Genomic DNA, 12,818 nt, shown 5'->3' with positions numbered 1-12,818 from the left:
CCGTTCGAGCGTTGAAGGGCCGGTCGTTAAAGACCACTGAACAGGCTGATGATCACGGCGTTGACCAGGTCAATGAAAAAACCACATACCAGTGGCACGATCAGGAAGGCCTGGTGCGCCGCGCCGTACTTCTGTGTCACGGTCGACATGTTGACGATGGCTGTCGCCGTGGAGCCGAGGGCGATCCCGCCGAATCCGGAAGCGATCACGCTGGCTTCGTAATCGCGCCCCATGAAGCGGAAGACCACAAAATACGTATAGGCGACCGTCAGCAGAATTTGCAGGGTCAACGCACACAGAATGAACAACAGCGCGCCGCTGAGCTGCCAGAGCTGAAGCCCCATCAGGGCCATGGTCAAAAACATGCCCAGGCAGATATCGGAGATCAGCGACAGACCCAGGCTGGCGCCGCTCCAGCTTTTCAGGCGTTTATCACCCACAAAGGCCAGCACAAGGTGGTGAATGACGATGCCCGCGAACAGGCAGCTGACAAATTTGGGCAGGGTGACGCCGGCATCGACCAGCAGCAGGTTGAGCCCATAGCCGAGCATCAGGGTCAGGTTGAGCCACATCCACGCCCAGAGCACGTCGTAGTAGTCCAGCGCCTTGCTCGGTTGTTGTTCGAGTATGCCGACTTCCAGCTCCGCATCCCTGGACGGCGTCAGTTGATAACGACGTATCAGTCGGTTGGCGATAGGGCCGCCGATGACACAAGCGGCAATCAGGCCGACGGTGTTGCTGGCGATGCCCAGTTCATGGGCGTTACTGATGCCCAGTTTCTCGACGAAAAGCGGTGCCCAGGCCAGGGTGGTGCCCACGCCGCCCGTGAGGGAAATGGAGCCCACCATCAGGCCCGCCTTGGGATCCAGCCCGAACGCCTGGGCCACACCCATGCCCAGCGAGTTCTGCAGGAGAATGAACACAGCGGCGAGTAACAGCAGGATCAGCAACGGGCGCCCACCCTTGAGCAGTTGGCGCATATCCGATTTCAAGCCAATGCCGGCGAAAAAATAGAGCAGCAGGGTGTCGCGAACCTGCAGATCGAATTCGACCTGGATATTCAGGCCGAAGTAGAGCAAGGACGTCACCGCCGCACAGACGAAGCCGCCGACGACCGATTCGGGGATGCAGTATTGCCGGAGAAAGTTGTTGTGCTGGACGAGGGTTTTGCCGAGGAAAAGCAGAAGGATGGCAAGGGTAAAACTCACGAGGCCGTGAACCTGGAAGAGCTGTGAAGTCATTTAAGGCCTACCTAAAAACTGATCAATCATTATCAGGATTCGATCATTCAATGTTTGGACCTGGATCAATGAATGGTCGATACAGCCACTGCCAGCCTTGCTCGTCCAGATAGCCCCCATCATCAGCTACGTCTGTGCGCCAGCAGTGAGGACAGCCTAGCCTGAATGGGAAAACCCACCAGTATTGGCATAGGCCGCCATCACGCTCCCGATAGCCAGTCAAACGGCTGAGTCTAGCGCTTGATCAGGGAAATCTTCGTTCCCTCGATACTGACCCCCGCCATCAACCCTTGCTGGTCGAAGATGAACGCGTAGGCGTCGTCCTTCAGCGTCGAGCTGGACAGGTTCTTCGCCACCCCTTCATCAACCACGACAACCGTTGGCCCCACACCGATTTCCCAGCCCTTGGTTTCGGCTATGTATTTCACGGCTTTATCGGTCATCAGGAAAACCGCATAGCCGTACGACTGGGCGCCGGCCTGCAGGCCCCATGAACCGCTGACGGAGTTGTAGTAATTTTCGACTTTGGTGCCTTTCATCAGGACGCCTTCGCCGTAGCTGCCACCAAACACAAGGCCCGCCTTGATGATTTTCGGGAAAACCAGCACCGCTTTGGCTTCGTGCGAGATTTTTTCGGCAAAAGGATGGGCCTTGTAAAGCAATTGCAAGGCTTGTTTGGCATCGGCATTCAGATCCTCGGCGGTGGCCGCTCCTGCCGTGCTCAGGAAACCGGTCGATGCCAATGTTGCAGTGGCGAGGAAGAACGAGAGGAAGAACCGCATTGATTGAGTCATTTGCATACTCCGCTGAGGGAGCATTGGATGAGAGCAGCGGCAGGCGCCTGCATTTGGCAGGAACTGAATCCGCTGAGGTTATCCGGCGCACCCTGAAATGTGTGAATTCAAGCGTCGCTTTTGTATGAAGCAGGCTCGTAATCACCTGTCATTTGCGATGCCATCAGATGTTGTGACCACTGCGCAATGGCGGTGTTCGTTCGCCAGTCCTTTCTTTGGGGGCTGTCGAGTAAAAAAGGTGTGCGGTGGAACTATTGTCAAAGTTCACGCCGGGGAAACCATTAGTATTTCAAAATGTTTCCTCCGCTCGCCGGAGATAACAGATTTTCAAACCCTCCTACCCCGCAACCCCCGAGCCAGCCATGTAGCGGCATTGGACGGTTGGCGAAGGCTCCGGAACACCCGTCTGCATTGGCGATAAACGGTGAGGTCGAAATGGCGCACTTGTGACCCCTTGAGTTTGTCTAATTTCCTCAACCCGCTGTAACGCAGTTAACGCTTACCATTTCCTTTAATGGAGGGTAGTACCATGGCTGTTATCAATGGGACTGAACAAGGCGACTTCATATTTGGCAACCCGGAGGATGATCAGATCTTCGGCCTGGGTGGAGACGACTTTATCCTGGGTGAAGGAGGCAACGACACGATAGAAGGGGGGGACGGCAACGATGAACTCGTCGGTGGTGACGGCGATGACCTCCTTCGCGGAGGCGCCGGACTCGACAGTCTTACGGGCAGTGTCGGTGCCGATACCCTGACTGGGGGCGCGGATAATGACGCTTTCAACTGGTTTGTCGGCAGTGGCGTGGAATCCTCTTCCCTGGCCCGCGACACAGTGACCGACTTCCAGGGGGCCGGCGTTGCCGGTGGTGACAACCTGCTTCTTTCCGCGAGCAACCGCCTGGTTTTCGAGGGGGCTCGCCCCACGGTGCCGACGCTGGGCGCTTCGCTCGGTTTCGGTGGCAACGGCTTTACCGAGGTGTTCTATGCCGTAGGTGCCGCCAGCACGCTGCTGTTCGCGGACTCCAACGACAATGGCGTGCTCGACGCCAGTGACTTCTCCGTACAACTCACGGGGCAGCACAACCTCACAAGAGCCGATTTCGGCACCACGGCCTTCGTCGTGCGTGGCACCGAGGGCAATGACGTGATCAACGGCACCCCGGACGCCGATACAATCTTCGCGCTCGGTGGCAACGACGTGGTGAACGCCGGCAACGGCAATGACATCGTCGACGGCGGCGCCGGCAACGACATCCTCAACGGTGGCGCGGGAATCGACCGGCTTACCGGGGGGCTGGGCAATGACACCCTCAACGGTGGCGATGACCGCGACCTCATCACCGGGGGCGACGGCAACGACATCATTGATGGTGGCGCCGGCAATGACACGACGCTTTCCGGCGGTAACGGCACTGATATCGTCAATGGCGGTGCCGGCAACGATACCCTCGACGGCGATGCCGGTAACGACCAGTTGTTCGGTGGTGTCGGTAACGACGACTTCTTTGGCGGCGAGGGTAACGACCAGATCTTCGGCGAGGACGGCAACGACGAACTGTTCGGTGATGCCGGCAACGACCAGTTGTTCGGCGGCAATGGTGACGACGCGCTCGAAGGCGACGCCGGGGCAGACCAGTTGAACGGCGGTGCCGGCAATGACGAGTTCGAGTTCTTCCTTGGCTCGTTCAACCCGAGCTCGACCTTCGCGATTTTCGATACGGTCCAGGACTTCCAGGGCGCAGGTGTGGCCGGCGGCGATACGCTCGAGCTGAACGATGAGTTCGTATTTCGTGGCCAGGTTACGCTCAATCCACAGCTTGGCGCGGTACTGGTCGGCGGTGGTAACGGCATCACCGATCTGTTCTACACGGTCCGCCAGGGCAACACCTGGCTGATAGCGGACGACGATGACAACGGCCGGCTCGACAGCACCGACTTCACTGTGAACTTCCTTGGCGTCAACAACTTCACGGTGGGCGACTTCGGTAACAATACCGAGTTCGTCACGGCGGGCACCGATGGCAACGACATCATTGTCGGCACCGATGGCGACGACAAGATCTTCGGCCTCGGCGGCAACGACCAGTTGTTCGGTCAGGCAGGAGAGGATTTGCTCGATGGCGGTACGGGGGACGACGTGCTACTCAGCGGCACTGGCCTGGATAATTTGTTCGGCGGCGAGGGTAACGACACACTCACCATCGAGGATTTCGGCAGTGCCTTCGGCGGAGCCGGCAACGACCTGGTGATCGGCAGCAGCGCCGAGTTCGCCTTCCAGACGACCCTTGAGGGCAATGAAGGCAACGACACGCTGCAATCGGGCAGTGCAGGCGCCTTCATGATTGGTGGCACCGGGGACGACCGGCTGGTGGGCAGCGCGGCGGGTGATTTCATGGTTGGCAGCGTCCAGTTCGAACCCGGTCTCGATGCGGACAGGTTCCAGTTCGGTGCCCTCTGGGGGACGGACACCATCGCCGACTTCGAGGACGGCACGGACCTGATCGACCTGAGCGCCAGCGGTCTGACCTTCGCCAACCTCACCGTTGGAGTAGAGTTCGGCGAGGCCGTCATCAGCGTCACGGGCCGGCCGGAGGTGGGAACCATCACCTTGAGCGGCGTGCCACAGGCCGCCATCACCGAGTCGGATTTCGCCTTTACGTGAGTGAACGACGCATGCTCGCGCCGATTGAGGGCGTGAGCATGCCTCAGGCCGGGCGACGGGCCCCTTCAAGCGCCAGGGAGACAGCATGACCGTCAAGCGCATGGACAACATCGGCATCGTTGTAGAAGACATCGACGCTGCCATTGAGTTCTTCACCGAACTGGGCCTTGAACTTGAGGGGCGCGCCCCCATCGAGGGCGACTGGGCAGATGGCGTCACAGGATTGCGCGACATGCGCGTCGAGATTGCCATGATGCGCACGCCGGACGGTCACAGCCGGCTCGAAATTTCCCGATTCCTCGCACCCCCCGTGGTCGCCGATCACCGCACCGCCCCGGTGAACGCGCTCGGTTACCTGCGAGTCATGTTCACCGTGGAAGACATTGACGACACACTTGCCAGGCTCCACACACACGGCGCAGAGCTCGTCGGCAACGTGGTCCGGTACGAAGAGACGTATCGTCTGTGCTACATCCGCGGCCCCGAAGGCATTCTCATCGGACTTGCCCAGGAGCTCGGGCAACACGCTTCTCGATGAGCACCTGCGAAAATGGCTGAGCGTCACCACCGGACCGGTTGCAAGCATGAGATAACCTGGGTGCCTTGCATATCGCTGATCTTAACGATGGAAACTCAGTATTAACCTGGTTGGCTTGTCGGTTTTATTATTGATTATCCAATAGTTTAACAGTCGGTTTTTTCATTTGATGGAATCCGATGCTGCATAAAAAAGCTAGCAGATATCGCATATTGACAGGTAGTCAAGCCAAAACTACCATCCGCCGCCATGAACTTTAAGGCAGCTAATCACGGGTATCTTGCACTTGCTCCGGCACCCGGGTGGAAATGTATATTCATGTGCCTGTTGTGTCTGCAGTATTGCTGAATGTCGAGCCTGTCAGATTCAAACTCAATGTGCGTCAAGGCGAGCCAAAGTGAAAAAGTCACTCATCCTGTTGACCCTGCTTGCACCCCTTATCGCCAATGCTGGCGAACCTGATCACCTGGCCATTTGCAACAGGCTCAAGCCAGATATCACTCGTAGTTACGGCGTGCACAATTTGAATTTGGTGGATAACGGTAGTTCATACGTATCGGGTGAAGGGGTTGTGCTCTGTGTATATGACGGCATTATCCAAAAGTTCTACGCTGATAGTTCTGTCAGGGTTATGGTAACACTGAATATCGCCAGCAATAAATACCGCGCCCTGTTCTAGTAGTGGGTTGTCACTCGTGAACTAGAGGTTCTAATACATTCTCTGCTGGTTTTGAAACCATGCTCTTTCATCAGGCGCTTCAACTCGACTTGTTGAATATTACGCTCTGCCCCTTAACCTGGTGAGTCCAACGGCTTTCGCATAAAACCCGGCGCGCGCGGCCAGTGAGTTTTTTTATCAGGTAAAGGAGCGCAGAATGAGCAGCCCGGCGTTCGAATGAAGTGCCACTGGCGGGGCTGGCGTGTGGTCATCTCGAGCACCAGGGGTAGGGACTCTCTCGGCGATGATGAGCGCTTGCTGACGACGGCAAGGGCTGGAGACGCGCTTTGAAACCATTCCCGCTCAGACCTGGCGCCTCAACTCTGGACATGTTTCTTCAAGCGTGTCTGCCACGTCGTGACGCTGTTCCGCCAACCTTGACGGAAAAGGCTGTCATCCCGGGCATTCCCAATGCTCGCTACAGGCTGGACCACGACCTGACGCCTTTCATTGAGGATGCGGTTCAGTCCAACAAGCGTGAGAGCGAGGTGCTCGCCAAGGCCGGGAAGCCGAACCATATCCTTCCGCTGGCCAATATGCTGGCGGTTTCCGGTGGCGGCGATGCGGGCGCCTTCGCAGCGGGACTGATTGCGGGATGGACGACGCACGGGACTCGCCCCCAGTTCAAGGTCGTCACCGGCATCAGCGCGGGTGCCCTGGTCGCCCCGTTCGCTTACCTGGGGTCCGATTACGACAGCGTGATTCGGTATGTCTCCAACGCAATCGGGCCCAAAGACATTTTTCATTCGCGAAACGTATTAACCCGTTTTGCCAGCGACGGTATAGCGGACAGCAAGCCACTGTCGCGGCTCATCGCAAAATACGTCACGGCACAGATTCTTGCGGCGATCGCGACGGAGTATGCCAAAGGACGAATCCTGCTGATCGGCACAACCGACCTTGATTCGGGCCGGCCCGTCACCTGGAACATGGGCGCGATTGCCGCAAGCCAGGCACCGGGAGCGCTCGACCTCTTTCGCAACATCATGCTCGCGTCAATGAGCATTCCCGGTGCAGTCTCACCCGTCATGATTGATGTGGACGTTGACGGCAAACAGTTCCAGGAAATGCACGTGGACGGAGGGGTCATCACCCAAGTGTTTCTTTACCCGCCCAGCACCGTGATGGCGCTGAGCAAAGCCACCGGCGCACCGTTGCGGTTCGACCGTCATTTCTATGTCATTCGTAACGGGACACTGGAGCCGCAGTGGGCCGGGACCAAGCGCCGCACATTGAGCATCGGCGGCCGGGCCATCAGCGCCTTGATTCAAACCCAGGGGATCAGCGACCTGGAGCGTATCTACCGTATGGCGCAACAGGATGGGGCGGATTTCAATCTTGCGTACATTGGCTCCGACTTTAACTTTGCGCACGATCGGAAATTCGATGGCGAGTACATGAAGCGTTTGTTCGATTACGCCTTTCAACTCAGCGCGAAGGGCTATCCGTGGCATAAATTGCCGTACCTGGAAAACGCTAAACGGTGAAACAAGCGTGTCATCAAGCGTTCAGATTTTTTCCGGGGAAACCACCCACACGCTGCAGGGCAACTTGTACAGCAGGTGTTCCACCGTGCTGCCAACCAGCCGCTCCATGCCGCGATGACCAATGCGTCCCATGACAATCACATCGCTGTCATAAGTCTGCGCGTAGCTGGATAGCACCTTGACCGGATTGCCCATGATCATGTGCTGGTGCTCCGGCGGGATACCGTTGCGCTCAGAAAGTTCGCGAAACGCATCAGCCTGCGCCTCGAACAGCGACTTGGCTTTTCCCGAGGAAAAAAACGCCGATCCATTGCTGAAACCGAATTCGTCTGCACTGATGCTGGAAAGGTCATGGGCGTAGATCACGTCCAGTTCTGCATTGCAGGTGCTCGCCAGTTTGGAGGCCTCGCGCAGAATGCTGTCGTTGAAGCCTTCGTATTGCTCATCAGAATGAAAAGGGTCAACGGCGGCGACGATCTTGCGCGGTAAAGTGTTGTGCGAATGACTGACAAAATGCAGGGGCACCGGGCATTCACGTAGCAGGTGGATATCCAATGGTGTAAACATCAGGCGTGACAACAGCGATTCGTGTTCCAGTGCCTTGATCAATACGGCCATCGGCTGTTCTTTGAGATGAATGAGGATTTCCTGCAAAGGCCTTTCGACCCAGACGACTTCCGTGGTGACGTGCACACCGATCTTGCGCAAGGGGCGGGCCTGGTCTTCGAGCCACTGACGATGGCGCTCGACATAGCCCAGCCGCATCTGTTCCAGCGCCTGTCCATTGACCATTCCGGCAGTCGCCAGCCCTTCAAGATAATCAAACGCCACGATGTGCAGGGCAGCATCTGAAGCCTTGGCCAAGGCAGCGGCCCGGTCGAAGGCTGGGCTGTTTTCCATCAACGGCGAGACGACCAGCATGAAGCGTAATTGATCGGACATGACAGACCTCCGGTAGGTAATCGCGCAATCGCTTGCCCCTAGCCTGCCGCTGTTCAGAGCGCCGGGTTTGATCTTTGTCAAATGGAAGGGAACGGATGGCGTTGCCCGACGTGCGGTTGTCCGGGCTTCGTCCAGTGACGAAATTGTTGACCGTTATCAATTTTTCGTCCGGCTCCCCGGCGCAATCTTTGGGCTCATGCTGAACTGCGGCATACGTACGGTGGAGGAGGGAGCATCACGGCAACCATGAGAGCGGCTGTATTCGTCGAAAGGAACCGGACCATGCATTCTCGAAGCAGTACGGAGGACTCTATGATCATTGATATCAAGGCAAAACCGGCAAGCCATTGCTGGGTTGTGTGCATGGATGCCTTGAAAGTGAACTTCAACACACTGGGAGAAGCACAGGCATTTGTTGGCCAGCTCACGGCGCGTATCGAGGCGCCCCATGTCTGGCCAAGCGGCGCTAGCCTGGCAGGGGCGGCCCTGAAGGATATCGCGCGCGCAACTGATAAAAATCAAGTGGTCGGAACAAGGAGCAATCAATCTGTGGTTCTACTCCCGGATTGAAATGGCTGCGTGCCGAGGTGCCCCATGACGCAATCTCAGCGTTTACTCTTGATCGCTCCTTCAGCCATGAATCGAACACCGGCATTCGACCGGGCTGCTGCGCTCGCGATCGCGATGCAATTGCCGTTGCACATCGTGGCGTTCGACTATTCCCAGGCCCTGGCGGTGGCCGGGTTGTTCGCCCCGGAACAATTCAGTCGGGCTCGGGACGGCTACTTGCAAACCCATCGCCAATGGCTCGTGGATCAGGCCGGATTGATGAGCAAGCAGGGGGTCGAGGCCACCAGCGAAGTGGTGTGGGTACAGCATCCTTATGAGGAGATTCTGAACTTCATCAATGAGATGCCGCTGACGCTGATCATCAAGGACGCCCAGGAAGAATCGGCGTTAAAACGAGTATTTTTTACTCCGCTGGATTGGCAGCTGCTGCGCGATTGTCCTGTGCCGGTGCATCTGGTGACGACTGCGCTGAATGCCCGACCACGCAACGTGCTGGCCATCATTGATGTGTTGCGTGATGAAGATCAGGACCGCGTGTTCAACGACCAGGTTATCGACGCCGCGGCGAAACTGGCGGCGGTCTGTGATGCCAGTCTTGAGTTGCTGCATGTGTATGACTGGACGGCTGTATACGTACAGGACATGGGCATTGCCGCATTGCCGCTGGCCAGCGGGATCCATGAAATGTTGGGAGCGGCTCAGCATGAGGCATTTGCGGCCATCGCTGAGCGCCACGGCGTGTCACCGGAGCATCGTCACTTCATAGTGGGGGCACCCGTACCGGGTATTTGTGAGTTTGTCTTCAAGCGCCGCTGCGATGTCATTGTCATGGGCACGGTACAGCACAAGGGCCTGAGCAAATTACTCGGAACCACCGCCGAGCAACTGCTGCATCGGGCGCCGTGCAGTGTGCTGGCGATCAAGCCGGGAAGAATGCTGCAATCCTGAGGGCTTGATCGCCCCGCGACGAGTCGTTGGCCGGAGCATCGAGCAGCGATTGTCTACAGGTAAAGATGATGAATCACCTGACGGCTGTCGTCGGGATCATTGTGTGTCTCGAATCCGAGTGCCTTGACCAGGTCGCGCATGGGGGCATTGCTGGAGGCGTCCACCGAATACATCTGGCGAAAGCCGTTTTTGCGGGCGGCCTTGATCAGATGCACCATCAGTAAAGTGCCCAGCCCCAAATGCATCCATTCATCGGCAACCGTTACGGCACATTCACACTCATGCTCGCGGGTGGCCGCGTAACGGCTGATGCCGATCTCGACCAGATCCCCTTTGTCATGGACCAGGGCGACATAGGCCACACGCTGTTCATTGTCCGTGTCCATCAACTGATCGAGCATCGCAGCGCCGGGTTCGCCGATCTGCGCGAGAAAGCGCATGTGCCGGGATTCGGGAGACAGTCGTTTGATGAAAGCGTATTCACGGTCGCGATCCTTCTGCGCCAGTGGTCGGATCAAAACGTGGCGACCGTCCCTGAGCGCTTCTATCCAGTATTGGCCGTCGACCGCGGCATAGGTGGCCGCGGCCCGATCGTTGTGGTCTTTGACGGTAAGCATGGGGTGTTCCTCCAGTGCGGTTTGCAAGATTGGCATGCGGAAAAAATCGCGTTTGAGTTCTTTTCTACTCCGCTGGCGACGTTTGAATCTGATCTGGATCAGACAGCTGTGCCGGCGGCACCGGTTTGCGTGAGCTTGATGTAAATCAAACCGCGCCAGGTGATAGAGCGCAGTCTTGAAAACATCCCGGCACTGTATGACCGGAGTCGAACGGAGGTGTGTGATGGGTCAATATCAACGTTTTCTGCTGATCGCTGACCAAAACCTGCATCAGTCTCCCGCCCAGCTGCGTGCCGTCGCCTTGGCCAAGGCAGCCGGGGCCGTACTGGATGTGCGGGCCTTTGTCGAACCGGCACCGGTGGTGCATTTATGGCAAGAAAAAGTAGATGACGCAGAGCAACAGCGGTATTTGCGTCGCTACCGCCGCTGGGAGGCCGAAGAGCTCGATCGACTCAGCGACCTGGGGCTGCAGGTGACGGTCAAAGCCGTCTTCACCACCCATGCGTTGCTGGATATCTTGAAGACGGTCGAGGATCTCAAGCCCGACCTGTTGATCAAGGATGTAACCCTTGAACCTGTGCTCAAGCGAGTGTTCATCACCCCGCTTGATTGTCACTTATTGCGTGAGTGCCCGATCCCCGTGCATCTGGTCAACCACGTTCGTTACAGCTTGCCGCACCGAATCGTGGCGGCAGTGGATCCGTTCGATCCGTCGACACAATTGAGCGGTTTGAACGACACCATCATTCAGACCGCCAACGCCCTGGCCCTGCACTGCGATGCGCCGTTGCACCTGCTTTACGCCTATGACCTGTCGCCGGCTTTCAACAGCGACGCGCCATTGGCCGGGGGCGGTTGGGGCGTGGATCTGAGCGAAGAGCTGCGTCAATCCTTGCACCAGGCGTTTGTTGCACTGGCGGAGCGCCACGGGGTGCCACCGGAGCGACGGCATTTCGTCATGGGACTGCCGGTGCCGGTGATCAGTGAGTTTGTCGAGCAATACCTGGCCGATGTCGTGGTGATGGGGACTGCGAATCGGGTGGGGCTCGATCGGTTGATCGGCAGCAACACCGAGCGGGCGCTGTACTCTGTACCGGGCAGTCTGTTGGTGGTCAGGTCGCGTGTCAGGGAATGAACGCTATCGCACCGTTGAACTGACCTGTGCGCAACAGCTCCAGCTGGCACAAGGGCACGCATGCAGATTCTCCAGGCTGCAGGTGTCAGTGGAGGTTGCGATGGCAGCCCACGATCAGTTGCTTGAGCCCGTCCATGTTCAGGATCTTGACGTCGCGGCCGCTTATTTCCACCAATCCCTGGTCTCGCAGGTGCGCAATGCCCCGACAGATGGTTTCAAGGCGCAGGCCCAGGTAGGAGCCAATTTCCTCCCGACGCATTTTCAGCACAAAGCTGATGGACGAATAACCTCGGGTATTCAAGCGCTGCGACCAATTGAGGAGAAAAGCGGCCAGGCGTTCATCCGCGTTCATGTTGCCCAGCATCATCAGCATGTCGTGATCGCGAACGATTTCCCGGCTGAGGATTTTGTTCAGGTTGTGCTGCAACGAAGGCAGTTCCCGGGCAAGTTTTTCCAGGTGAGCAAAATGGATGGGGCAGACCTCGCTATCTTCCAAAGCAACGGCATTACACGCATGCAGATCGGTGCTGATGGCATCCAGACCAAGCATTTCGCCGGGGATCTGGAACCCTGTGACTTGCTCGCGACCATCGACCGACAGCACGCTGGTCTTGAACGAACCGATTCGCACCGCATACAGCGAACGCAACGGGTCGCCCGCGCGGTAAAGCGTTGCGCCCTTTTTGACCTTGAATCGTTGCACGATCAGTGTGTCGAGACGTTCGATTTCCGGACCGGTCAGGCCAAGCGGCAGGCACAGCTCCAGAACGCTGCAGTTGGAACATGCAGACTTGAGGTTTTGACTTTGAATCTGCATGGCTTCAGACATGACATGTCTCCCCACGGATAGGATCAGCATACGCGCTAGCAGCCCAGGCCACCCTTTGTTCCAACTTATAGTGGATGTAATAGACGAACGGGTGAAAGCCTCGTTGCCTCTGCTGGACCAATGTCCATTGCTTATGCGTCATTCAGTCAATGCGCACTTTCTGAGCGTTGATGTAAATCAAGTCATGAGCGCTGCAGGCGCTCAGAATCAAGAAAAACCTGTTGGTGGCCTGATCCGCTGGCGGAGAAGTTCAAGAGCGATTTTTCGAGTGCCGGGCAACTGCAGGCACATGACGTCCAGGCTGAGCCGAATATCCACCTCAAGGGAGATTTAT

12 protein-coding genes are annotated in these 12,818 nt (G+C 57.4%); 7 read left to right on the top strand and 5 right to left on the bottom strand.

The window, feature by feature from the left end; all coding sequences use genetic code 11:
- Nucleotides 1-26 precede the first annotated feature (26 nt).
- Entirely contained in the window at nucleotides 27-1,241 is a 1,215-nt protein-coding gene (gene gltS, locus KW846_RS08335) for a sodium/glutamate symporter (RefSeq protein ID WP_218481919.1), read from the bottom strand.
- A gap of 233 nt (nucleotides 1,242-1,474) precedes the next feature.
- A complete protein-coding gene (locus KW846_RS08330) occupies nucleotides 1,475-2,035 on the bottom strand; it encodes a YSC84-related protein (protein WP_218481918.1) in 561 nt (186 codons plus the stop codon).
- Between the two features lie 529 nt (nucleotides 2,036-2,564).
- Here KW846_RS08330 and KW846_RS08325 point away from each other — a divergent pair.
- The 4 genes from KW846_RS08325 to KW846_RS08310 all read left to right on the top strand — a co-directional run bounded on the left by KW846_RS08325 (nucleotide 2,565) and on the right by KW846_RS08310 (nucleotide 7,443).
- Nucleotides 2,565-4,700 (top strand): calcium-binding protein, encoded by a 2,136-nt coding sequence (locus tag KW846_RS08325; protein ID WP_218481917.1) that lies wholly within the window; start codon nucleotides 2,565-2,567, stop codon nucleotides 4,698-4,700.
- An 85-nt stretch (nucleotides 4,701-4,785) separates the two neighbouring features.
- Complete coding sequence (locus KW846_RS08320; RefSeq protein WP_218481916.1) at nucleotides 4,786-5,238, top strand: VOC family protein; 453 nt, start codon at nucleotides 4,786-4,788, stop codon at nucleotides 5,236-5,238.
- 397 nt (nucleotides 5,239-5,635) lie between these two features.
- Nucleotides 5,636-5,917, top strand: a complete 282-nt coding sequence (locus KW846_RS08315) for a hypothetical protein (protein ID WP_218481915.1) — start codon at nucleotides 5,636-5,638, stop codon at nucleotides 5,915-5,917.
- 326 nt (nucleotides 5,918-6,243) lie between these two features.
- Nucleotides 6,244-7,443 carry a patatin-like phospholipase family protein gene (locus KW846_RS08310; RefSeq protein WP_218481914.1) on the top strand — a complete coding sequence of 400 codons (1,200 nt, stop codon included), beginning with the start codon at nucleotides 6,244-6,246 and terminating at the stop codon, nucleotides 7,441-7,443.
- Nucleotides 7,444-7,464: 21 nt separating this feature from the next.
- On the opposite strand, the gene KW846_RS08305 is transcribed toward KW846_RS08310, so the two are convergent.
- On the bottom strand, nucleotides 7,465-8,385 hold the full coding sequence (locus KW846_RS08305) for a universal stress protein (RefSeq protein WP_218481913.1): 921 nt from the start codon (nucleotides 8,383-8,385) through the stop codon (nucleotides 7,465-7,467).
- 312 nt (nucleotides 8,386-8,697) lie between these two features.
- On the opposite strand from KW846_RS08305, the gene KW846_RS08300 reads away from it, so the two are divergent.
- Nucleotides 8,698-8,955: a hypothetical protein gene (locus KW846_RS08300; protein WP_218481980.1), complete on the top strand. Its 258-nt coding sequence runs from the start codon at nucleotides 8,698-8,700 to the stop codon at nucleotides 8,953-8,955.
- 24 nt (nucleotides 8,956-8,979) lie between these two features.
- Nucleotides 8,980-9,903 (top strand): universal stress protein, encoded by a 924-nt coding sequence (locus KW846_RS08295; RefSeq protein ID WP_218481912.1) that lies wholly within the window; start codon nucleotides 8,980-8,982, stop codon nucleotides 9,901-9,903.
- A 53-nt stretch (nucleotides 9,904-9,956) separates the two neighbouring features.
- Here KW846_RS08295 and KW846_RS08290 read toward each other — a convergent pair whose 3' ends face one another.
- Entirely contained in the window at nucleotides 9,957-10,520 is a 564-nt protein-coding gene (locus KW846_RS08290) for a GNAT family N-acetyltransferase (RefSeq protein ID WP_218481911.1), read from the bottom strand.
- A gap of 223 nt (nucleotides 10,521-10,743) precedes the next feature.
- On the opposite strand from KW846_RS08290, the gene KW846_RS08285 reads away from it, so the two are divergent.
- Entirely contained in the window at nucleotides 10,744-11,655 is a 912-nt protein-coding gene (locus KW846_RS08285) for a universal stress protein (protein ID WP_218481910.1), read from the top strand.
- A gap of 85 nt (nucleotides 11,656-11,740) precedes the next feature.
- Here KW846_RS08285 and fnr read toward each other — a convergent pair whose 3' ends face one another.
- The gene (fnr, locus tag KW846_RS08280; RefSeq protein WP_218481909.1) at nucleotides 11,741-12,484 is read right to left on the bottom strand and encodes a fumarate/nitrate reduction transcriptional regulator Fnr; all 744 of its coding nucleotides are present in this window, start codon (nucleotides 12,482-12,484) and stop codon (nucleotides 11,741-11,743) included.
- Nucleotides 12,485-12,818: the final 334 nt, after the last annotated feature.

It is taken from the genome of Pseudomonas sp. PDM32 (assembly GCF_019219225.1).
Lineage (GTDB): Bacteria > Pseudomonadota > Gammaproteobacteria > Pseudomonadales > Pseudomonadaceae > Aquipseudomonas > Aquipseudomonas laurylsulfatiphila.
Note: the sequence above shows the minus strand (reverse complement) of the source record. Positions and strands in the feature narration are given on the sequence as shown.

Coding starts and splice junctions, on each gene's coding strand:
- gltS (WP_218481919.1), bottom strand. CDS start 1,241: ATGACTTCACAGCTCTTCCAGGTTCACGGCCTCGTGAGTTTTACCCTT.
- KW846_RS08330 (WP_218481918.1), bottom strand. CDS start 2,035: ATGACTCAATCAATGCGGTTCTTCCTCTCGTTCTTCCTCGCCACTGCA.
- KW846_RS08325 (WP_218481917.1), top strand. CDS start 2,565: ATGGCTGTTATCAATGGGACTGAACAAGGCGACTTCATATTTGGCAAC.
- KW846_RS08320 (WP_218481916.1), top strand. CDS start 4,786: ATGACCGTCAAGCGCATGGACAACATCGGCATCGTTGTAGAAGACATC.
- KW846_RS08305 (WP_218481913.1), bottom strand. CDS start 8,385: ATGTCCGATCAATTACGCTTCATGCTGGTCGTCTCGCCGTTGATGGAA.
- KW846_RS08300 (WP_218481980.1), top strand. CDS start 8,698: ATGATCATTGATATCAAGGCAAAACCGGCAAGCCATTGCTGGGTTGTG.
- KW846_RS08295 (WP_218481912.1), top strand. CDS start 8,980: ATGACGCAATCTCAGCGTTTACTCTTGATCGCTCCTTCAGCCATGAAT.
- KW846_RS08290 (WP_218481911.1), bottom strand. CDS start 10,520: ATGCTTACCGTCAAAGACCACAACGATCGGGCCGCGGCCACCTATGCC.
- KW846_RS08285 (WP_218481910.1), top strand. CDS start 10,744: ATGGGTCAATATCAACGTTTTCTGCTGATCGCTGACCAAAACCTGCAT.
- fnr (WP_218481909.1), bottom strand. CDS start 12,484: ATGTCTGAAGCCATGCAGATTCAAAGTCAAAACCTCAAGTCTGCATGT.